Raw genomic sequence first — 20,848 nt, 5'->3', positions numbered from 1 at the left:
TTTAATTGTCGGCTGGGAATGTGGGGTTCATGAGGCGCTTACACCTAAACCTGGTGGTCGGCCATAAGCACAACGCCACGGTGGGCGGCGACATGTTGGAAAGAATTCAAGGGTTACGAGAGAGTATCACCAGCGAGAGCCAACGGCTGCAGGCTCCCAAAAACTGGGTAGGTGTCAACGCCAACTAAAAAGTGACCCCCTTCCGTGCTAAATCGCCAACTTAGTTTTGACCCCCCTCGGGTTCATATTTTCGAGCCGGTTCGGCCCGAGAAGATTTGGTTCCTGCTTTGCGCTTGTCCTTGAGTCGATAGCTTTCACCTGTCATCTGCACGATATGGGCATGATGTAACAGCCTGTCCAGCATGGCCGCTGTCAGTGTTTGATCATCCGCAAAGGTTCCGGCCCACTGGGTAAACGGCAAGTTACTCGTGAGGATCAGGCTGCCTTGCTCGTAGCGCTTGGCGACAACATTGAAGAACAGGTTGGCTTCATCACGACCAAACGGCAGGTAGCCGATTTCATCGATGACCAACAACCCAGGGGCCATCACCACACGACTGAAGTATTCCTTGAGCCGTTCCTGGCGGTGCGCAGCGGTCAGTTGCAGCATCAAGTCAGCCGCCGTGACGAAGCGGGTTTTGATACCGGCCATCACTGCCCGGTAGGCCAGGGCGATAGCCAGGTGGCTCTTGCCTACACCACTAGGCCCCAGGAACACGATGTTCTCGGCACGTCCAACAAAACTCAGTGCTGCCAGCTCCTGGAGCTGTGCCCGGGGGACGCCGGTGGCAAACGCGAAGTCGTATTGCTCCAGCGTTTTCACAGCGGGCAGCGCGGCAGTTTTCAGCAGGGCCTGTCGAGAGCGTTCACTTCGGGCATCGGTCTCGGCAGCCAGCAGCTTTTCGAGGAAGTCGGCAAAGCTGTCTTCGCCGCTTGCTGCTTGTTGGGCCAGGTGCGGCCAGTCCACCCCGACGCGCTCAAGCTTTAGCCCCTTGCATAGTTCTGTCAGGCGAGCATGTTGAAGGTTCATGCTCTCACCTCCAGCAGTTGCTCATAAACCGACAGCGGATGCTGCAAGCTCTCGTACGGCAGGACCCGTCCCAGGCGTAGGCCTTGGGCGGGTTGTGGGCGCAGGCTCTGTGTTGGCAGTGGTAATAGTACCTGCTGCTCTTGGGCCAGACGTACCGCCGGTTGAACACCCGTCGTGCCGTGAATCCGCTGATGAGCGACTTCGTCGAGCCATTGGCCGATATGTGCGTTGGCCGTCACCACATCCAGCGTCAGACCCGCACTCTTGAGCGTAGCGGCCAACGGGGTAATGAAACTGCCCTTCAGATACCCGTTGAAGCGCTCAACCTTGCCCTTGGTCTGGGCACGGTAAGGGCGGCAGACCTTGGGAATAAAACCAAACTCATCGGCCAGCGCAGCCAATCGGGGATGCCAACGGTGCTGGCCCTCCCCAAAAGCATCTCGCTCGGTGATGATGGTTCCGGCGTTATCAAACAATGCCTGCTCGGGCACGCCGCCAAAGTAAGCGAACGCCTCCCGAAGCCCTGTCAGCCAGGCTTCGCTGTCCTCTCGCTCGGAGAAACGTAAGCGATCCACCAACCACACCTACCATCAGATGCGGCTTCCGTTTATCTTGGCATTTCCGGTGAGCAGTTCCACGGCAGCAACGCCTCATAGTCGGCCACCGACTGCGCAAGTGGCAACCTCTCCAGTACGTGGCGCAGCCACGTATAGGGCTCCTGGCCGTTGACCTTGGCGGTCTCGACCAAGCTATAGATCTGTGCACTGGCGGTGGCGCCTTTAGGCGTGTCGCTGAACAGCCAGGCTTTGCGCCCAATAACAAACGGCTTTATTGCGCGCTCTGCCGGGTTGTTGTCGATCGGTAAAAAGCCGGCTTCCACGTAACGCTTCAGCCGACTCCAGTTATTCGCCAGATAACCAACTGCCTTGCCCAGCACGCTTTGCGGCGTCACGTGGGACTGAGTTTTATCCAGCCAGCTTTTCAACTGAGCCAAGATTGGCAGGCTTTTCTCCTGCCGACCGGTAAAGCGCTGTTCGTCGCTGCCGTCTTTCAATTCGCGCTCGATACCGTACAGCTTATTGATCATCGTCAGCGCGATATCGGCACGCCCGGTCTTGCCCTTAGGTTGCACTTTTTGTGCTTCGACAAATTTGCGCCGCGCATGGGCCATACACGCCAAGCGCTCCACGCCCGGTTGTAACGCCAGCGCGTTATAGCCCGCGTAATCATCAGTCATCACATAGCCGCGATAACTTTCCAGCAGCCGTAACGGTACGTCCTGCGCGCGGCTGGAAGTGTAGTCGAACAATACGACTTTATGATCTGGAGGCCCGCTGGCCTGTACCCACATCCAGGATTGGCTGGTCGGGTCTCGATCTGGTTCTTTCAGTACCTGAACGCGGGTTTCGTCACAGTGGATGACCGGGCTTTCCAGCAATCGATCACGCATCAGATTTAACAGCGGCTGCAAATGTTCGCCGCACTGGATAATCCAGCGGGCCAACGTTTGACGCGGGATTTCTATGCCATGTCGGCTTAGCACCGTTTCAAAACGATGCAGCGGCAAGCCGTCGACATACTTGGTGGTCAGCAGCATGGCCAACACGCTGGGGCTGGCCATGCTCTTTTCAATCAACTGCGCAGGCTTGCCGGCTGTGACCGGTGCCGACTCACAGCCACGACAGCCGTAGACTTTGCGGATGTGTTTGATCACCCGAATCTGCATCGGCACGATATCCAGTTGCTCGCTGGTTTCCTCGCTGACGACATGCTTGCGGCAACCGCAGGCACAGGTCAGTTCGTGTTCGGGCAGCTCGTGGATGACTTCAATGCGCGGCAGATCAGCCGACAGTGGCTTGCGCTTGCCACGGCGTGGCGCAGGAGCAACTACTTCCTCATCAGCATCGCCGACCGGGAGCATAGGCTCGCTTTCAGGTTCATTGAACAAGGCAAGTTGAGGGGTATTAGGCTCGACGGTTTGTTCGGACTTTCGACCAAAAATACGGTCACGCAGCAGCTTGATCTGCTCTTTGAGATCAACGATGTGAGTGGCGTAGGCGTCTTTAACTTCCTGTTCGCGCGAGCGTGCTTCGTAGCTCTCAAGCAGCATCTGTTTGAGCAATACGGGATCGTCAGGAAGGTTGTCGGGCAATGGTCGCATGCCCTGGATTATACCCGTCAGGCAACAAACCTTGGAGTCAAAATCTTATGAGGACGGTTGCGCCACAGATCAAATCCATCCAGCAGCCAATTCAATTCCTGAACCGTCAGCACAATGGCTTCGTCGACATCATCTGGCGAGATTTTGAAACGCTCGGACTCGAGACGCTTGAGCCAAAGGCAGAAGCCGTTACGCTCCCAATACAAAATCTTCACTCGATTCCGGGATTTGTTGAGAAAGACAAAGAGCACCGGATCAAAGACCGCCACTTTAATATCCAACTCGACCAAAGCAGCTAAGCCATCGATGGATTTTCTGAAATCCACGGGTTTGGGATAGAGGTAGACTTTCTCGACTTTGGCGTCGGGTCGCATCATGGTGCTGGCTCCTGAAAGAAAACGGGAGCACAGCATCAGGCGTCAGCCAGTGGCTTGAAATGTGGGGTTCGTGGATCGGATACGGAGAAACGGACAAAGCTTGCTCGACTAAAACCAAGTGTCGCCACGAACGCCTTAAGCGGCTGACGGCCTCGTCGAATGGTGGTGAAGTCCACCTGTATCTGCTTGCCGGGCAGTGTCTCGAAACGTACCACCGGCTCTTCTGCCTTACGTTTGAAGGGGCGAATATAAGCCTTCAGACGACTGACGCCGCCGCTGTACCCCAATGCCGTGATCTCACGCAGCAGGACGGTCGCCGGAATCCAGTGTGGGCGCGCCGCCTCAATACGCTCGTGCAGGTAGTCCTTGAAGGGGTCGATTTTGCACGGACGTGCGGGTCTCACCTTGTCACTGGGTAGCGACCGGGCCTTTCGCAGGTACTTGCGCACGGTGTTACGCGAAATACCCAGCTCACGGGCGATGAATTTGATGCCATGGCCCTGACGGGCCAACACTTTAATTTCCACAGACTGCTCCTGGGTCAACATATTGGCAGCTCAAAGCCGCCAGTTTTACCCAGGGGGGTCAATTCTAGGTTGGCGTTAGGGGGTCATTTTTACAGTGGCGGTGACAGGTAGGCTCGAACAGTGTAAATATTTTTCAAGTCGTCTGTGAACTTTTGGAACTGCTGCATGATATGAGCAGCGAGATCGCTGCCCATACACATGGGCCAACTTCGATACCTGGCAATGCATTGCCATTCAGTACAACGGCTGCCAAGGCAGCATGGTTGCACACGCTCCTTCAGCCGATAACTACTCAGAAAGCATAGAATTCACTTGCTGAGGTTTCAGAACCAGTTTTTCGAGAAAGTTCATCTCGCTCCCTTCTGCCGCTATCATCTCCAAGATAAGAGAGTTATCCATAGTAACTTGGGTGCTTGCGATGTCTTCTGTTTCTGGCAGGGGCAATAGTAGTAAGGCTTGGCTTTCCGGTGTTTGACGCTGTGTCGTAGACTGCTGTTCAAATCTGCCCGCAACATGCTTAATGACAAATGTCGGATATGATATTATGGCGTGATCGCCAGTGAACGTATATAAATCATCTTTGTCGCTGAAGTATGCGTAAATAATCTTGGCATGTGCGCCTAGATTTTCAACGTATCTTTCAAAATATTGAGAAGGTTTGGGGTCAGAGAAGCCACAGCTCTGATAATTGTGAAACTCCCTTGCTTTCATTAACCACTCTGTAGGGTATAGTCCATCTATCTCTTGAGACAATAGTCGAGAGTTCGGGAAGTTTTTTTCCAGAAGATAAAGTACCGACCCATGAGAGCCGGAAAGGTTTTTCTCCGCGTTTCCGCCTGCGCAGTATGATTTTTTGCGTGGAAATGCCGTGAGGCACTCCCCAGGCTGTGTTTTAATCCATCCCAGCTTCTTGTTTACTGATACATAGGCAACGCCTTCAAGGGCAAGCAATGCTCTGACTAGGTAGAAAACTGAGTAGTAAAACTTTACAGCGCTCCAAGTCCAAGTTTTTTTCTTAACCCTGCTATCGCTTCGAGATAGGTAATTAATCCGGACTGATAATACTTTCTAGCATCCAGTCGTAAAATATTAGTCAGCTCCCAAGACTCCACCTCTGTCAAGGGGGCGCCAATATCTTGGGTTAAAATTCGCTCTGCTAAATAAGCATTTGCTCCGTGCGCGCTCATAGATTAGATTCTTATTTGATCATTGCCCGTCGATGGGAAGAAGTTGTTTAGTAGAGCTTTGAATACTATATTTGGAGCCTCCTTTCCCTGAATTCCTTTCACCTCTTCTTGGAGTATCAAAGAATCCTTGTCAATTTTTAAAGCCGCCTGCATGTGTTCTCTGGTGAAGTTATAGCTAGAGTTGGTGCAATAAGGTATCATTCTTTTTGCTAAAAACTCCATTGCCCCCGTGAAGCCAGAGGCATACATAAATGCGTTAGTTTTCTCCTGCCATATTTCGCCATAAGGATTGGAGATTATTATGAAAAAATTCTTTATGATGTCTTTTTGTTGTTCAAAGTTAACAATGCCTATTTGCTCGAAAGGGCCTTTTTCTTCCACAAGTGGTTTTATAGCACCAACGGCTGAAGACAATGCAATTCCTCCTTTTCTTCGGGGTGATCCTGGAGTTTTTATTTCTTCCAGATAAGGAGAGTCTTCTTCAGTGTTTAAGGCCTCGGCAATATCCCTGGCTCTTGCAATCGTTGGGTCAACTATCTCTTCGTCGGCAACAAGATACAAATCATAGACTAAACTACGTGGAACCGGCTTCTGCTCGGTGTTGATGGAGAGAAAAATGTTCGCGCACTTTTTGGTGGAGAGACCTATATATATAGTAACTGGAAGTTCCAGCTCACCTAGCTCTTCATTTTCTTCGACTGCTGCCTGAATTCCCGCGACTCTGTGCTGGCCATCAATTAGCTGTGCGGATTTTGGGACGATGGGAATGCTTAGACGGCTTTCGTCGAACTCAATATTCTGTTCATGGTTAACCCAGTTTAAAACAATAGATGAAGGAAAAGAAGCTTGATGTAGTGTGAACTCTTTAATGCTCGATATGCGTCTTGTGTTCAGGAAGCGTTGCACCGCCCCAGCCTCATTGTCTCTACCTCTCACTGAAACGTAGGAGATATTAATCAAATCACGAGCCTTAAGTTTAATTAGAAAAAATTCTTGGCCTCGCTGTTCAATTTTTATGTATGGGCATTCTATAGTTGGCATTTCATGTCCTTTTGATAATGTCATGAGTTTTGGGCTTCTAATAAATTAAAAGTTCTTCTCATAAGCTTACAGGGCCTTGAGAAAAATCTGCCTCAATTTACGCCAGTGACAGGCATTTATTCAAGCGCAACTGACAAGTTTCGCAAGAAATTTCAACGCCTTGCTAGTCTATTTTCGTTTGCCCCGCAGCTTTGCTCTGGTTGTAGCATATTCACCATGCCTTCCCCCTCCCGCCAACGGGCTTTGCATCCTTTTTTTGTGCAAACTAGGATGCGATGAAAGCAATACTCCAGCCCAGGCCGGCTGTGGGGTTGCGCAGGGCAGTGGCAATTGCACAACGTGCAAGGTTATGAAGAAAAATGTCATCGCCTTGCACAGCGAGTGACAAGGCCGCGCGCGAGGTGCGAATACTCGAAGGCCCGGCCAGACTGGGTCAAAAATTGGAAAACCGAGGAAGGGGGCAGTTTTCTAAATCGACACTGGTCCTAAAACTGTGCATCAGGGGCGCGCTGGTTAGATCCGGTCCGGCCTCTACATACTAAGCAGGCCCTGGGCTGCAGTCGTATCGACGACGTTTCCCAAGTTGCATTCGATTGCATCGGTGCTGCGAAGGTGGGGAAGATCCGTGTTGCGAGTTATTCGGGCGAATTCAGCTTCCACCATCGGTATCAACAACTCACATAAGGCACTGTGCAGTGCCTCGGCTTGGTTCTGATCAAGTCGTTTGACGGTGCCAGTCACACCGCTCGCACAGCAAACCCTCTCTGGAGCGATGCGGAGCATGTCCAATACCCCATCTATGTAGCCGCGCAGATATTCGGCACGGTTGAACAGCACCAAGCTCGCGGGCCCCTCCTGATAATCCCAGTGAGCCTCCCATTGTCCACCCTTCTTGATCATCTCGATTTGTGGGGTAGGGGCGCGGGTACTGGGCTTCGGCATGGGGTTCTCCGGTCAGCGATGCGAGGCGAGGATGGTTTTTAGGGTGTTTCCAAGTGGGCTACCGAAAACCTTTTTCCGGCATACCCCCTCCTGACGCGTAAGTAGTGTAAGTGAGCGAGTAAAAGCTCTCTAGCCCCCGTAATCATTGAGGATCCTCACTTACAGTCGGGTCGTCAAAAAATGTAAGCGAGAGAAAGGATTAAAAATATCCTTTAAAAGCAGTAGGTTACAGAGCGACTCACTTACAGTCACAAACTGTCCTGCGCTTACGCTTTTCTGACAGTCTACTTACGGTTAGGTCTGTATGCCAAACCCTTGATATAGAAGGATTTTATAGAGAGTAAAAATCTCACTTACACTTCTGACGCACTTTTTAGGTATGCACCGGAAAATTTTTCCCCGTGTGTAGGGTGTGTGGCAGACATGTGCGCACACATCCTCGTGAGGCTCAATTTCTGAGGCCATCACTACCTGTAACTGGTCGAATTCAGGATGCCCGCTGGCCCTGGAAAGCGCCGTTCGGGACGGCTTATTACGTGCGTTGTTACGTGCGGGACAAAAAACGAGGGCCTGCATCGCTGCAAGCCCTTGATTTATATGGTGCCGGCACCAGGAGTCGAACCCGGGACCTACTGATTACAAGTCAGTTGCTCTACCAACTGAGCTATACCGGCGTAATGGGCTGCGAGTATATAGCTTCTGATGCGCTTGTAAACCCTAGCTGTCTGATTCAGTTGAAAAAAATTGACCGTTGGTGCTCCAGGTAGGATGTGGGCGGGTGGTGGTGCAGGACGTTTCCTTTGGTTTGCAGGGATTGGTCTGTTTGATGTGTGTGAGCTCTGCGCTTTTGAACGCTGATTTTGCTTCTGCTGCGGGCGGCTTGAGCGTCAAGGGAGGCTGGATTTTTAACCTGGCCTTGCAAACCGATGCTTCCAGCGTTGATGGCTATCTGGCGCATGAAAAGGCGCTGAGCGGGGCTGGTGGTTTTGGGGGTGTTGCAGGGCGGGGGGGCTTTGCATAGGCTTGTTCTCAACGGCCCAGGCTACTGAGTCAGCAGCACAGGCCGTTAGCTTTTCAGCCATGCAGACAAAGGATTGTCTGGTGAGTGATGCGATGGATCGTAACCGGGCTTGGGGTGTTGTGTGCCGCAGGCTGGTCATTCGCTGAGGAGTTGTTGAAGAATAGGTGTCATTGCGTCTGGCCTGTTGGGTCTTGCGCAAGGTGGGGCCGAGGATTGCTGTCTGAATCGCATGAATGTGCGTCTGGATGGTGGCGAAGGTTTCATCGATGTTTCAAGAAATGCCCGAATCCTCTGGATTCGGGCATTTTCTTGTGGGCTGGTTCCTGTTGCGCGGCATTTGCACTGGAGCTATGGGCTTTTTGGCCGATATAGCTGTATCGAAAATGGCAGTCGGCCATGGACAGCTAGTGCAATGCAGAGAACGCCCACGCATTACGAGCTGCTGAGTGTTGCTCGCGATGCCTCTCCTGAGCAGATCAAGAAGGCTTATCGCAAGCTGGCGCAGAAGCTGCACCCGGACAGGAATCCCGATCCTTATGCCTCGGACATGATGGGCGTGGTCAACGCGTCTCATGATGTGCTGGCTGACCCCGGACGGCGGGCGGCTTATGACGCGCAGCTGGCTGCCGATGAGCACAAGGCCCGTATCGAGGCGCAGCGTCGCAAGCAGGCGCATGCGGCGAAAGGGCAGGCGGTTCATGTTTATGCTGCAACCTCTGCCGCCGCGACTGTGACGCCCGCTCGGGCGGCTCAGGCAGGCCCGGCTCACAAGGCGGCTCCTTCCCCTGCTTCACCTTCCAGTGGCAAGCGGCGTCGCAATGCGTGGCGCTGGGCGCTGGTGTTTGTGGTGTTCTGCGCAGGCGGGGCGTGGATGGGGTATGAGCCGGAGGCGGGCAAGGCGTTTGTGCCGACTGAACCGGTGCCTGTGGCGCAGACGTGGGCCAAGCCTGCGCCCGCCGAACCGGTTGAAGAGCCTGTGGTCAGCCAGGCAAAGCCTGTTGAGGCGGCGCCGTCGGAGTGTGAGGTGCCCGCGCTGGACCCGATGGGCGCGCCGTGGTCGGACAAGGCGGGGTATGTGAAGGACATGCCGTTGCTCAAGGACAATGGCTGGTCGCAGATCACTGTGGATAACTCGGCGGGTGAGTCGGCGGTGTATGCCAAGGTCACGGATGCGGTGGGGCGCAGGGCGTTTCGGCATGCGTTCGTGCCGGCCGGGGCGGTGTTCAGTTTCGCCAAGATGGACCCGGGGCTGTATCTGCTCAAGTACAAAATGCTCAATACCGGCTGTGCCTTTGCGTCGGGGCGTATTTTGCTGGAGGAGACGCCGATGGGCAGTCAGATCAAGTCGAGTGCCTACAAGCTGACGTTGCGTAAGCTGCAGAATCGCAGTGTGCCGTTTACGCGGTTGAAGGATGATCAGTTTTAGAGGGCATTGTCTGTTTGTGCTCTGATAGCCGGAATCTGACGCAGAGTCACGGTGCTCCTATTTTGCTGTCGGTTCCCGACAGATCGTGGACAAGTCCACTCCCACTGCCTTTGGCCAGAATCCCAGGCATCGTGTGTGCCGATATCATCTCCCACGGCCTTTGGTCAGCATCAAAAGCTGTGTACACGGAGATCATCTTTTGCAACGCTTTCAGGCCGGTTTTTGCAGGCATGGTCTCTTTCTTTTGAAGGACATTTCCGAGAGAATCCCCGACCGCTTGCGTCCCTCGATTTGTGCTTCTACTCTCCGCCCGTCGCTGCCCATCAGCGATCGGGTTTAGTAGCCCGCAGTGAGTTAAGGCGCAACACAGCCGTGTTTCATCAGGTTTTGTCCCGATGCTATGGCGACTGTGCGCTTGGCACCTTCGGGTGCGCCGGTTCTTAGCTCACCGGTCTACTAACTTGCGTACAGTTGCCGCCTTTCGTTTAGTAGCGAGCAGGCAGCTACTTCATAGAAGGAGCTAAAACATGGTCAAAGTAACCCCCGATCCACCCAACACCACTCCGGTCTTCGACAAGGCCGTCGTCAAGCGCGCCATGGCGTGCTACCTGCCAGTCCCTCGGTCTCCCCGAGAACCCCACGACAGCAAGTTCGACTTCATCAGCCTGGAAGCGACGTTGGTGCATGCGCTGGATTTCCTGCGTTGCGCATCGGCCACCGCTTACGAACTCGGCGATGAATTGACCGGCTCACAACGCGATCTGGCCTTCGCCTCCATGCACATGGTGGAGATGGCCAAAGTGATGATCGAGCGCTCGGTGGAGTGTGTCGAAGAGGTCTGAAAACGCGCATCAGACAGGTCGTGCACAGGCAGCTGCATGTGCACGATCAAGGCGTGTAAAAGGCTTGTGCCAGAGCCTTTACCAAATCTTTATGCACAATTTCGGAATAAAGAATTGCCCGCGTGACCAGATATGTGCAGTCAGCCGCATTGTGCCGCAAAGCACTGTTTTTAAGGGTTTAAGGACGTCTGGCGAGAAAAAATAAGGGGCTTCGTTAACTGGCGCGCCAAGCTTTAACGCACTCATCCACATTTTCATCAACAGACTTATCCACAGGTTGCTCTATTGTTTTGCGTCACGTTTTTCGGGCCAGAATCAGCAGGTTGCGCGGTGTAAGCTGGCTCTCGCAAAAAGTACCGACGCTGACGCGATAACCCTGCTCTTGCACATACATCGCCCGGTCGAGCACCAGCCATACTTCCAGTGCGCGACGAAACAGGTTGCGCACCAGTTCCAGATTGCGAACGTGCGCCAGTCTTTCCCAGCCAGCGGCTTCAAGTGCTGCCCAGTCCTGCTTGCCCGGTGCAGGAAGACTCTTTAGTTTCGCTAGATGACAGCAATAGTCAGCGTAGGGTGCGTCCAGCCAGGACGTCGGCAGCGAAGGCGTGGGCAAGTAATCGTCAATGCCGCGCAGATTGCGCTGTAACAGATCGAAGCCAAGGCGCCGGGCCATCGACGTATCGCGCTGCCGGCGCACACGAGCGCCAGCGGTGACGGTTTCGCTCAGCGGCAGCCCGAGTTCGTCCCGCGAAAGCTTCAGGCCGGATGCCTTGCCTTCGCTGGACAACGGCTGGTAGTGGTCGTGACGGGTGCGGTTGTAACAGCACGGCGCAACGGCCATGTGCTGGCAGCCGGTCTGGCTGGCCAATTCCATCAATTGAATGTGCAGATCGCCGCACGCGTGCAGCGCCACGGGCGTGTGCTGTGCCTGCAGACAGCGCCAGGCGTCATCGGCCATCACGTCCTGCTGCACATGCCGCGCCTCGATGCTTTGCCGGGCGCTGAGGGCCAGGCCCGCTTCGATCAGCGCCGGGTCGTGTTCCAGGCAGGTCAGGCTTTGGCCACGCGCCGTCAGCCGACGGCCCAGATGGCCTTTGCCTGCGCACCAGTCCAGCCAGTGAGTGGTGCTGTCGCGCATGTCCAGATGAGCCGCAAAGGCTTCGATCTGCTGCCATTTACGCCCTGGCACATCGACGTTCATGCGCGCATTGACGGGCGCCAGAGGGAAGGCGGGCAGTTCGGCAACGTGGCTTAGCGCTACCGCTTCGGCAGCCAGCTGTGTAAAGGGGAAGGGCGCGTCGAGGTGTTGCGGGTGATTGTGCGCCGCTTCGGCCTGCGCCAGCGTGCGGTGCCGCAGCCAGTGCGACAGCTGCGGGTATGTGTCTTCCCATGGCAGGTGCAGGTGGGTGAACGGCTTGGGCCGCCACAAGGCCTGATGCGCGAACAGAAAGCTGTCCAGTGCACGAAAGTGGCTGCCGAGGTGTGCGTCCTGCAAGCAGGGTTCAGAGGGCATATCGACGGCCTCGGTTGACTGGGTGCTGACTGGATCGACGCCAGCACCCTTCATATCAGCGCCCCTGACTTGCGTCTACACGCAGCAGCTTTTCCAGCAGGCGGAAGCCTTGCACCAGCACGAATGTCATCACCAGGTAGAACATGCCGGCGGCGAAGAAGATCTCCACCGGCAAGTAAGTGCGGGCGATGATCGTACGCGCCATGCCGGTCAGTTCCAGCAGGGTGACGGTGCTGGCCAGCGCGCTGGCCTTGAGCATCAGGATCACTTCGTTGCTGTAGGCGGGCAGGCCGATGCGCGCGGCGCGCGGCAGGACGATGTAGAACAGCGCTTTCCATTTCGACATGCCCAGCGCCCGCGCAGCCTCGACTTCACCGACCGGCACGGCCTGAATTGCGCCGCGCAGGATTTCCGCGATATAGGCGGCGGTGTGCAGGGTCATGGTAACAACCGCACACCAGAACGGGTCGCGCAGGTACGGCCACAGCGGCCCCTGACGCACGGCATCGAACTGCGCCAGGCCGTAATAGACCAGAAACAACTGCACCAGCAGCGGCGTGCCACGGAAGAAAAAGATGTAGGCGTAAGGCAGGGCGCGCACTGGCCAGTGCCGCGACGCGCGAGCGATGCCCATCGGGATGGCGAGGATGAGACCGGCGATGACGGCAATGGCCACCAGCTCCAGGGTCAGGGTCGCGCCCTGCGCCAGTCGCGGCAACCATTTGATGATGACTTCCCAGTTCATGACGCGCTCCTCAGAAAGCCGCGGCCGGCATGTTTTTCAAGGAAATACATGCCGATCATGGCCAGCACGGTCAGGCCCAGGTACATGATGGCCGCGACCATGTAGAACGTGAACGCCTCTTTGGTGAAGCCCACGGCGATCTGCGCGTGGCGCATGATTTCTTCCAGGCCGATCACCGAGACCAGCGCGGTGTCTTTCATCAAAATCATGAACAGGTTGCCCAGGCCGGGCAGGGCGATGCGCCACATCTGCGGCAGCACCAGTTTGAACAGGATGCGCGACCGCGACATGCCCAGCGCCAGTCCGGCTTCGCGATGGCCTTTGGGAATGGCGAGAATTGCGCCGCGAAACACCTCGGTGGCGTACGCGCCAAAGCACAGCCCCAAGGCGATAACCCCGGCGGCGAAGGCGCTCAGGGCCAGGTTGGGAATACCGAGCAGTTCGCCCAAAGCGCGCATGCCGTTGACGGTGCCGAAGTAGATCAGCAGCACCCAGAGCAGTTCGGGAATGCCGCGTACCAGCGTCGAGTAGGTGCCGCCCAGCCATTGCAATGGCTTGTAGGGCGAGGTCTTGGCCAAGGCGCCGAGCAGTCCGAGCACCAGCCCCAGGCACAGGGCCGAGAGCGCAAGCTGAACCGTCATCAGCGCGCCAGCCGCAAGGGCCGGGCCGAATCCGTGGAGATCAATGTTCATGGGCAGGCTTTGTCAGGACCAGTCGCCGCGCCTGGGTTCAAGGCAGCGGCGACGTGGTCGGGTGAATCAGAGAATGCTGAAAGGGAAATACTTGTCGTTGATCTTTTTATAGGTGCCGTCAGCGATGACTTCTTTCAGGGCAACGTTCAGACGCTCGCGCAACGGGTCGTCGCCTTTGCGCACGGCGATACCGATCTTGTCGTTTTCCACAACAGGCTCGCCCTTGAACTCGAAGTTTTGCCCGGCCTCGCTTTTCAGCCACTCGTAGCTGACGTACTTGTCGGCCAGCATGGCGTCAACGCGACCGGAGAGCAGATCAAGAAAAGCGTTTTCCTGAGTGTCGTAGAGCTTGGCGTCCATGATCTCGAGTTTGTCTTCCAGCCAGGTGGCGGCCAGTGTCGAGCGCTGTGCGCCCACTGATTTGCCAGTCAGGCTTTCCTTGGCTTTTTCAATGGACGAAACGTCAATGGAGGATGTCTTCGGCGCCAGAAACTGCAGCTTGTTCGAGTAGTACGGATCGGTGAAATCAACCACCTGCTTGCGCTCGTCGGTGATCGACAGCGACGAGATCAGGAAGTCGAACTTCTGCGCGTTGAGCGCCGGGATGATGCCGTCCCAGTCGGAGGTCACCACTTCGCATTCGACTTTCATCTTGGCGCACAGGGCCTGCCCGATTTCATAGTCGAAGCCGACCACCTGGCCGCTCGCATCCTTGTTATTGAACGGCGGATAAGCCCCTTCAATACCCATTTTCAGCTTTTCGGCAAAGGCACCGCTGCTAAACGCCAGCGTGGCCGCCGCAACCAGCAAGATCTTCTTATACGTCTTCATGGGGTGTTGCTCCGTTAGCGGTGACTCGACATGAATTGTTTGCACCTTGCCGACAGCGGGTTTTCGAACACTTGCTGTGGTGTGCCCTGTTCTTCGACCATTCCCTGATGCAAAAACACCACTTCACTTGATACCTGACGTGCAAAATTCATTTCGTGGGTCACCAGCAGCATGGTCCGGCCTTCTTCGGCCAGGGCGCGAATGACCCCGAGTACTTCCTGGACCATCTCCGGGTCGAGCGCCGAGGTTGGCTCGTCGAACAGAATGACCTTCGGCTGCATGGCCAGCGTACGCGCAATGGCGGCGCGTTGCTGTTGGCCACCGGAAAGCTGGGCGGGGTACGCGTGACGCTTGTCAGCGATACCGACTTTTGCCAGCAGCGCTTCGGCCACTTCAATGGCTTGGGCCTTGCTCTGGCCAAGAACACGACGCGGGGCTTCGATGATGTTATCGAGCACGCTCATGTGCGGCCACAGGTTGAAGTTCTGGAATACAAAGCCGATCTGGCTGCGCAGACGGTTGATCTGCCGGTTATCGGCGGCAATCAGGTCGCCGTTGCGCGCCGCCTTGAGTTTCAGTTCTTCACCGGCCACCAGGATCTGACCCTGATGCGGGTTTTCCAGCAGGTTGATGCAGCGCAGCAAGGTGGACTTGCCGGAGCCGGAAGAGCCGAGGATCGAAATGACGTCGCCATCGCGCGCGGTCAGCGAGATGCCTTTGAGCACCTCAAGCTGATCGTAGCGCTTGTGCAGGTTACGGATTTCCAGGGCGGGCGTGGCCTCAGCCATGTGGGGTCCTCATAAAAGTGTGCGCTCTTGCTGCCGGCGAACGCCAAGCTAGCACAGCGTTTGAAGGACAACCATCAGCGTTGAGCGCTCAATGTGACAGCGTTCGCCGGGTTGTCGCATCGCGGTAGCAGGCTGTCGCTGGAAGGCAAGCATGATGCCTGTTTCAGGCGAGCGTGCGCGAAAAAGGCGCGATGTTGCCAGCTTTGAACGGGTGTTGGAAGCAGCTTTTAGCGACCGGCGACCAAGAGCTTGCACTGTTTTTGCGCCTCTCGCTGGGTACGGGGCTTTTTTGGTGCGCGCGTGTAGACGATTCTGAGGCGTTCGGTAACAAATCCTACAAACGGCGTAAACGATTCAGCGTCCTGCACGCCCCGCAGACTGCGCCACACGCCTTGCAATCGCTAAGCGACGTCGTTTTTGAAATATTTTGGCGTAATTCTTGCGTCAATAATAAAGAACGGCACCGTAGCTTTCTTTTTACGTAACGCTTCGGTGTGCCTCGCTCGTCTTGCACAGGTGGTTTTATGAGCAGTACCGCTAACTCTTCCGAGCTCGAACAAGGGCTGAAACCTCGACACATTACGATGCTGTCGATTGCCGGCGTCATTGGCGCTGGTCTGTTCGTCGGCTCCGGCCACGCGATTGCCGAGGCCGGGCCAGCCGTGCTGTTGGCCTACGCCGCAGCGGGTACGCTGGTGGTGCTGGTCATGCGCATGCTGGCCGAAATGGCCGTTGCCTCGCCGGATACCGGCTCGTTTTCGACCTACGCCGACCGGGCCATCGGACATTGGGCCGGCTTTACCATCGGCTGGCTGTACTGGTGGTTCTGGGTGTTGGTGATTCCGCTGGAAGCCAACGCCGCTGCGACCATTCTGCACGCCTGGTTCCCCGACATCGCCATATGGATGTTCACCCTGGTCATCACATTGCTGCTGACCGCGACCAACCTGTTCAGCGTGAAGAACTACGGCGAATTCGAGTTCTGGTTTGCGCTCATCAAGGTTGTGGCGATCATCGCCTTCGTGGTGCTGGGTGTTGCGGCCATTTTTGGTTTGCTGCCGACCAGTAGCGTGAGTGGCGTCAGTCATCTGTTCGACACCGGTGGTTTCCTGCCTAACGGCATGGGCGCGGTGCTTGCTGCCATGCTGACTACCATGTTCTCGTTCATGGGCACCGAGATCGTGACCATTGCGGCAGCCGAGTCCAGGAACCCTGGCAAGCAGATCACCAAGGCCACCAATTCAGTGATCTGGAGGATCTTCCTGTTCTATCTGGTTTCGATCTTCATCGTTGTGTCGCTGGTGCCGTGGAATGATCCGCGCCTGGCCGAGGTGGGTTCGTATCAGACCGTGCTGGATGCGATGGGCATTCCGAACGCCAAGCTGATTGTCGATCTGGTGGTGTTGGTTGCCGTGACCAGTTGCCTGAACTCGGCGCTGTATACCGCTTCGCGCATGCTCTTCTCGCTCGGCAAGCGCGGCGATGCACCGGCGTTGTCCAAGCGCACCAGCAAGGGCGGCACGCCATACTGGGCGGTGATCATGTCGACTGCGGCGGCGTTCCTGACCGTATTTGCCAACTACGTCGCACCCGCTGCCGTGTTTGACTTCCTGCTCGCCAGCTCCGGTGCCATTGCGCTGCTGGTGTATCTGGTGATTGCCGTTTCGCAACTGCGGATGCGCCAGAAGCGCATTGCTGCAGGCGAGACCATCGACTTCAAAATGTGGCTGTTCCCATGGCTGACCTGGGCGGCGATTGCGTTCATCGTTGCCGTGCTGACCATCATGTTGATCCAGCAAGAGCACCGCGTCGAAATCATCGCCACCGGCGTGCTCAGCCTGCTGGTGATCGGCGCCGGCCTGATCGTCTCTCGTCGCCGCAAGGCCGGGCCCGTGGGCGCTGCTGCACTGGGCTGACTGGCCACTCGCTCCCGTGCTGACGCTCTGCGTCAGCACGATCTCGCTCAACGCAACGTCTTGCTGTCTCTTCTGGTCAGCAGATCCGACGCCAGCGTGTAATCCTTCTGGAACGCAGGGCTCTCTATCCATTCGATAGCGGTGTCCTCGTCTTCATCGTGGTACATGGCGCGGTACACGATCAGCAAGCCCATCATGAAGTCCGTGGCCGGGTCTTCGTCTTCTTCGGAAACCACCAGCGCCAGCACCGGGTATTGCAGGAAGACGACGCACAGCGCGAGCTGACTGATGTTTTCGGCGGCTTTCATGGCCACGAACAGGTCGTCATAGTCAGCCGGGTCGAAGCCGTTCTCCACGATGTCGTTGAAGTCGAACGTGTTGAGATCAAGTTCGACGTCATCAAATGGCAGATTGACCAGTGCCGAGGCAAACACCGGGTGCACGAGGCTGGTTGTACCCTTGCCCGAGCGGTTCTGTTTAGCCTTGATCTTTGCGCGCTTGGCGCGTTTTTGCTGCTTGTCTGGCGAGGCCATGGGCGGTCCTTTGGCTGGCGTGAAGTGCGAAGGCCGCTATTGAAGCGCAGACATGGCAAATAACCAAGGTTTTGCCAGGGTGGGTCTCACTCAGAATCGCTGCACTTACGCCGAACGCTGCTTTCATTTCGTGTTTCGAAGGGCCGGGTTGTCCGGGTCATAGCCATTGGCAGACAGTGATAGCTTCAATCTGGCCAGAAATGGCATCCCGTCCATCCTCAAGGCATCGCTGATCACTTCCGCTCGCGACATCCCATGGCCTCTGGTGTCGCCCAGGATGCTTTCTGCATAGGACAGACCTTTACTCAGGGATTGCATGCTCAAAGGGGTGTGCTCAACGAACGCATCCAGAGGAATGCCGCTCATCTGTTTCAGTTTCTCGCCCAGCTTTTCTGCCTTTGCAACATCACCGTTGATATACAAAACTGCCGAATCGGTCATTTGGCCGTGGCAGGCGGGGCCTATTACTTTGCCATGCGTGATTGCACTTTCCTTCCCTATCAGGGTTGCCATGGCGCGGGTCAACTGTGTTGCATATTGGGGTTGCACGCCAATGGTCAATCGCCCTTGATTCTTATCTTCTCGGCGCTCATGTTTGGGGATAATTCGATAGAAAAACCTCTTTGCATCCGGGCTCTCTGCGATGTACTTGTCCAGGTTGCGGTCTTTTTTATTTCTGACGCTGTCGTGGTCCTGAGTGCGCACCTCAATGCCGTTTTTGCCATTCAATGCCTTTAGCGTGTGCAGGAACTCTTCTTGCTGCTCGTCGCTCATGGGGTGTGAGTGAGGTGCATCTTGTTTATAGATCTTGTAGATATCCATTCGAGACGGGTTTCGCATCGCCTCTGCCTGTTTGGCCCACTCATGAAAGCTGTTAAAAGTACTTTGCGCAGCCTGTTTGGCAGTGGGTTTGATGGCTGTTGTGGCTGAGCTGCTTTCGCCCCGCTCAAGGGTGTCCAAGCGTCCGCCCGTCATAGCGCTCTGGTGCAAGACAGTGCGTGCCGATGCGACCTTCTCGTTGAGCGCCTGGGCAATCTGCGCGCGCTGGCTGCTGCCACCTATCAACTGGGAAGCGCCCTTGAAAAAACTTTTCGCTTTGGATTGTTGCTCCGGTCGAAGGACCGAAATTGTTCCGTCATCGGCTGCACGAATCTCGTACCTCTTGCCGTCGACCTCCAGTTGGCCATTGGCTTTGAGCGCCGGAATATCAACGTTGGATCGTCTGAGCTCTTGCACACTGGAGAAGCGTGACTGAATGGGGTTCATGGGTTATTTCTCATTTAAAAAGTGCATCGAGAGTCTTAAGGCGTCTATTGGCTTGCTTCGCGCCAGCCCCTCATCCACTCCAGCAGACCTGCCATTTCGCGTTTGAGCGTCGGCACGCTGAGTTTTTCTCGAGGGATGCTTTGATACGCGTGATACAGGCCGCTTTTCTCATCCAGGCCAAGGCCTGGGCCTGCATTGAGGAGCGGATTGAGAGCGCCAGCCAAAAGGCACTGCTGAGGTATGTCCTTGTGCGGCTCAAGCAAGCCGATCAACAGCAGGCGCTCACGCGCGTAATCGCATGACAGTGTCAGCGCGAACGTATTGTCGATGATCATGTTGCACGTCCCGTGATCATCAAATACCAACGGTTGCATCTCGAGGGATCTGGAGAAGTCATCAAGCAGGGTTTTGTAGAAAAGGTTGCTCATCAGCCTGCTCATCAACGGGGGTTTTTCAATGAGTGGAGCCTCTGCTCGAGGCGGTTCCATGCATGCATAAAAAATGCTCAAGCGTTCCCGTGCCGAGCAAGCGACACAATGCAGGGCAATAAAAAAACCGCAGGGCGCGGGTTTTGATTTGCGGGTATTACCAGGCCGTCATCGCTTGCCCGGTTTTGCAAACGCGTCAGCTTCGTCCATGCGCGTGGCAAACATGTTGACGGCCTCGACGGCATCGCTCGCGCCGTCACGGATCTGCACGATGACCTGTCCGGCCTGATCGGCCAGTGTCACACCACGAATGGCACCTTCCTGTGTGGCACTCATGCTGGCCACGGCTTCGCGTGTTTCCGCGAGGATCTTGCCAATCATCTCGGCAATCTCGGTGGTAGAGCCGCTGGTACGGCCCGCCAGTTGCCGCACTTCGTCGGCCACTACGGCAAACCCGCGACCCTGATCACCGGCACGCGCAGCTTCGATGGCGGCGTTAAGCGCCAGCAGGTTGGTCTGGTCGGCGATGCCACGGATGGTGTTGACGATGGCAGTGATCTGCTCGGAGCGATCCCCGAGTTGCCCCACCAGCTTCGCCGAGGCACCAATATTTTCGGCGATCTGACGCATTTCCCGCGCGGTTTCCTGAATCACCAGCGTGCCCTGTTCGGCCACTTTCTCGGTTTCCGCCGAGATGTGGTAAGCGCGTGAGGCACCGTGTGCGTCGGCCTCCTGCTTTTCGACCCGCGCGGTAATGTCACTGGCGAACTTGACGATCTTGTAGAGCTTGCCGTCGACATCGAAGACCGGGTTGTAGGTGGCTTCAAGCCAGACGACCCGGCCATGCTTGCCAAGGCGCTTGAACTGATCGCCAATGAACTCGCCATTGTTCAGCTTGCGCCAGAACTCGGAATACTCCGGGCTGTTGACCAGTGACGGTTCGCAGAACGACCTGTGATGCTTGCCTTTGATCTCGGCCAGCGCATAACCCATGACGTGCAGGAAGTTGGCGTTGGCGGTGATCACATTGCCGTTGGGCTCGAATTCGCAGACCGCCATGGCCCGGTCTACTGCAGCGAGCTTGCTGTTGGTCTCGTTCTCCAGCATCACGCGCCGTGTGACGTCCAGTGCGTACTTGACCACCTTGACGACTTTGCCCTGCGTGTCGATCACCGGGTTGTAGCTGGCTTCAAGCCAGACACTGTGGCCGTTCTTGTTGATGCGCTTGAATGTCCCGGAGATGAACTTGCCGGCCTTGAGCGATGCCCACAGATCCGCGTACTCGCGGCTGCGAAGTACTTCCGGTTCGCAGAAGTCGCGGTGCGTCTTGTTGGTCAGCTCATCGGCCCGGTAGCCCATCGTCGCGAGAAAGTTATCGTTGGCCCGAAGGATCTTGCCGTCGAGACCAAGCTCGACCACAGCCATTGATTTTTCCAGTGCGCTTGTCAGTCCTTTGAGTCCATCTACCTCGGCCTTCATGGCTGTCAGTTCAGCTTTGTTCTTGTTTCCGAACATAACCTGCCCCTTGGTGTGTTAGTGGACTTGCTGTGATTAGAGTATCGGCTCGAAAAGCTGCGGCATG

General features: G+C 55.9%; 21 protein-coding genes, 1 tRNA gene and 2 pseudogenes. 4 read left to right on the top strand and 20 right to left on the bottom strand.

All coding sequences use genetic code 11. From position 1 onward, the window contains the following. Positions 1–220: 220 nt before the first annotated feature. The 10 genes and pseudogenes from istB to PSPTO_RS27735 all read right to left on the bottom strand — a co-directional run bounded on the left by istB (position 221) and on the right by PSPTO_RS27735 (position 7,939). On the bottom strand, positions 221–1,030 hold the full coding sequence (istB, locus tag PSPTO_RS27780) for an IS21-like element ISPsy4 family helper ATPase IstB (RefSeq protein WP_005741073.1): 810 nt from the start codon (positions 1,028–1,030) through the stop codon (positions 221–223). Then, a pseudogene (istA, locus tag PSPTO_RS27775) lies at positions 1,027–1,596 on the bottom strand (IS21-like element ISPsy4 family transposase); the annotation flags it as partial. The gene istB and the pseudogene istA (PSPTO_RS27775), both read right to left, overlap by 4 nt. Before the next feature lie 41 nt (positions 1,597–1,637). Beyond that, positions 1,638–3,191, bottom strand: a complete 1,554-nt coding sequence (locus PSPTO_RS27770) for an IS66-like element ISPsy5 family transposase (RefSeq protein ID WP_003409202.1) — start codon at positions 3,189–3,191, stop codon at positions 1,638–1,640. Between the two features lie 17 nt (positions 3,192–3,208). Then, entirely contained in the window at positions 3,209–3,568 is a 360-nt protein-coding gene (gene tnpB, locus PSPTO_RS27765) for an IS66 family insertion sequence element accessory protein TnpB (protein WP_003409203.1), read from the bottom strand. An 83-nt stretch (positions 3,569–3,651) separates the two neighbouring features. Further along, a pseudogene (gene istA, locus PSPTO_RS27760) lies at positions 3,652–4,116 on the bottom strand (IS21-like element ISPsy4 family transposase); the annotation flags it as partial. A gap of 267 nt (positions 4,117–4,383) precedes the next feature. Further along, positions 4,384–5,046, bottom strand: coding sequence for a hypothetical protein (locus tag PSPTO_RS27755; protein ID WP_149032176.1), 663 nt, complete (start codon positions 5,044–5,046; stop codon positions 4,384–4,386). 35 nt (positions 5,047–5,081) lie between these two features. Continuing rightward, a complete protein-coding gene (locus tag PSPTO_RS27750) occupies positions 5,082–5,282 on the bottom strand; it encodes a hypothetical protein (RefSeq protein WP_149032177.1) in 201 nt (66 codons plus the stop codon). 3 nt (positions 5,283–5,285) lie between these two features. Next, positions 5,286–6,323, bottom strand: a complete 1,038-nt coding sequence (locus PSPTO_RS27745; protein WP_011105447.1) for a DGQHR domain-containing protein — start codon at positions 6,321–6,323, stop codon at positions 5,286–5,288. A 531-nt stretch (positions 6,324–6,854) separates the two neighbouring features. Next, on the bottom strand, positions 6,855–7,265 hold the full coding sequence (locus PSPTO_RS27740; protein ID WP_046463721.1) for a hypothetical protein: 411 nt from the start codon (positions 7,263–7,265) through the stop codon (positions 6,855–6,857). A gap of 598 nt (positions 7,266–7,863) precedes the next feature. Beyond that, positions 7,864–7,939, bottom strand: a tRNA-Thr gene (locus tag PSPTO_RS27735). A gap of 104 nt (positions 7,940–8,043) precedes the next feature. On the opposite strand from PSPTO_RS27735, the gene PSPTO_RS27730 reads away from it, so the two are divergent. Together PSPTO_RS27730 and PSPTO_RS27725 are read left to right on the top strand one after the other, a co-directional pair. Beyond that, positions 8,044–8,286, top strand: coding sequence for a hypothetical protein (locus tag PSPTO_RS27730; protein WP_024657986.1), 243 nt, complete (start codon positions 8,044–8,046; stop codon positions 8,284–8,286). Between the two features lie 412 nt (positions 8,287–8,698). Continuing rightward, entirely contained in the window at positions 8,699–9,712 is a 1,014-nt protein-coding gene (locus PSPTO_RS27725) for a J domain-containing protein (RefSeq protein ID WP_011105445.1), read from the top strand. A 46-nt stretch (positions 9,713–9,758) separates the two neighbouring features. Here PSPTO_RS27725 and PSPTO_RS27720 read toward each other — a convergent pair whose 3' ends face one another. Beyond that, the gene (locus PSPTO_RS27720; protein WP_046463720.1) at positions 9,759–9,944 is read right to left on the bottom strand and encodes a hypothetical protein; all 186 of its coding nucleotides are present in this window, start codon (positions 9,942–9,944) and stop codon (positions 9,759–9,761) included. A gap of 295 nt (positions 9,945–10,239) precedes the next feature. Between PSPTO_RS27720 and PSPTO_RS27715 the strand changes: the two genes are divergently transcribed. Beyond that, a complete protein-coding gene (locus tag PSPTO_RS27715) occupies positions 10,240–10,554 on the top strand; it encodes a DUF6124 family protein (protein ID WP_005767187.1) in 315 nt (104 codons plus the stop codon). A gap of 295 nt (positions 10,555–10,849) precedes the next feature. On the opposite strand, the gene PSPTO_RS27710 is transcribed toward PSPTO_RS27715, so the two are convergent. From PSPTO_RS27710 to PSPTO_RS27690, 5 genes are all read right to left on the bottom strand, one after another. After that, a complete protein-coding gene (locus tag PSPTO_RS27710) occupies positions 10,850–12,121 on the bottom strand; it encodes a methyltransferase (RefSeq protein ID WP_011105444.1) in 1,272 nt (423 codons plus the stop codon). Between the two features lies 1 nt (position 12,122). Further along, complete coding sequence (locus PSPTO_RS27705; RefSeq protein ID WP_003383265.1) at positions 12,123–12,812, bottom strand: ABC transporter permease; 690 nt, start codon at positions 12,810–12,812, stop codon at positions 12,123–12,125. Next, the gene (locus PSPTO_RS27700; protein WP_011105443.1) at positions 12,809–13,504 is read right to left on the bottom strand and encodes an ABC transporter permease; all 696 of its coding nucleotides are present in this window, start codon (positions 13,502–13,504) and stop codon (positions 12,809–12,811) included. The genes PSPTO_RS27705 and PSPTO_RS27700 overlap by 4 nt, the downstream gene beginning before the upstream one ends. Positions 13,505–13,570: 66 nt before the next feature. Continuing rightward, positions 13,571–14,335: an ABC transporter substrate-binding protein gene (locus PSPTO_RS27695; RefSeq protein ID WP_011105442.1), complete on the bottom strand. Its 765-nt coding sequence runs from the start codon at positions 14,333–14,335 to the stop codon at positions 13,571–13,573. A gap of 14 nt (positions 14,336–14,349) precedes the next feature. Beyond that, on the bottom strand, positions 14,350–15,123 hold the full coding sequence (locus PSPTO_RS27690) for an ABC transporter ATP-binding protein (protein WP_005737152.1): 774 nt from the start codon (positions 15,121–15,123) through the stop codon (positions 14,350–14,352). A 524-nt stretch (positions 15,124–15,647) separates the two neighbouring features. Here PSPTO_RS27690 and gabP point away from each other — a divergent pair. Continuing rightward, positions 15,648–17,039, top strand: coding sequence for a GABA permease (gene gabP, locus PSPTO_RS27685; RefSeq protein ID WP_011105441.1), 1,392 nt, complete (start codon positions 15,648–15,650; stop codon positions 17,037–17,039). A 47-nt stretch (positions 17,040–17,086) separates the two neighbouring features. Here the strand turns inward: gabP and PSPTO_RS27680 are convergent, their stop codons facing one another. The 4 genes from PSPTO_RS27680 to PSPTO_RS30570 all read right to left on the bottom strand — a co-directional run bounded on the left by PSPTO_RS27680 (position 17,087) and on the right by PSPTO_RS30570 (position 20,781). Next, complete coding sequence (locus tag PSPTO_RS27680; protein ID WP_005737150.1) at positions 17,087–17,572, bottom strand: hypothetical protein; 486 nt, start codon at positions 17,570–17,572, stop codon at positions 17,087–17,089. A gap of 123 nt (positions 17,573–17,695) precedes the next feature. Beyond that, positions 17,696–18,838 (bottom strand): type III secretion system effector HopA1, encoded by a 1,143-nt coding sequence (gene hopA1 / locus PSPTO_RS27675; protein WP_011105440.1) that lies wholly within the window; start codon positions 18,836–18,838, stop codon positions 17,696–17,698. A 44-nt stretch (positions 18,839–18,882) separates the two neighbouring features. Continuing rightward, a complete protein-coding gene (locus PSPTO_RS27670; RefSeq protein WP_161797794.1) occupies positions 18,883–19,278 on the bottom strand; it encodes a type III secretion system chaperone in 396 nt (131 codons plus the stop codon). 156 nt (positions 19,279–19,434) lie between these two features. Further along, positions 19,435–20,781 carry a methyl-accepting chemotaxis protein gene (locus PSPTO_RS30570; protein WP_011105438.1) on the bottom strand — a complete coding sequence of 449 codons (1,347 nt, stop codon included), beginning with the start codon at positions 20,779–20,781 and terminating at the stop codon, positions 19,435–19,437. Between the last annotated feature and the right edge of the window lie 67 nt (positions 20,782–20,848).

The organism is Pseudomonas syringae pv. tomato str. DC3000, assembly GCF_000007805.1.
Lineage (GTDB): Bacteria > Pseudomonadota > Gammaproteobacteria > Pseudomonadales > Pseudomonadaceae > Aquipseudomonas > Aquipseudomonas avellanae.
The sequence above is the reverse complement of the archived record's forward strand: the minus strand, read 5'-3'. Positions and strand labels throughout refer to the sequence as shown.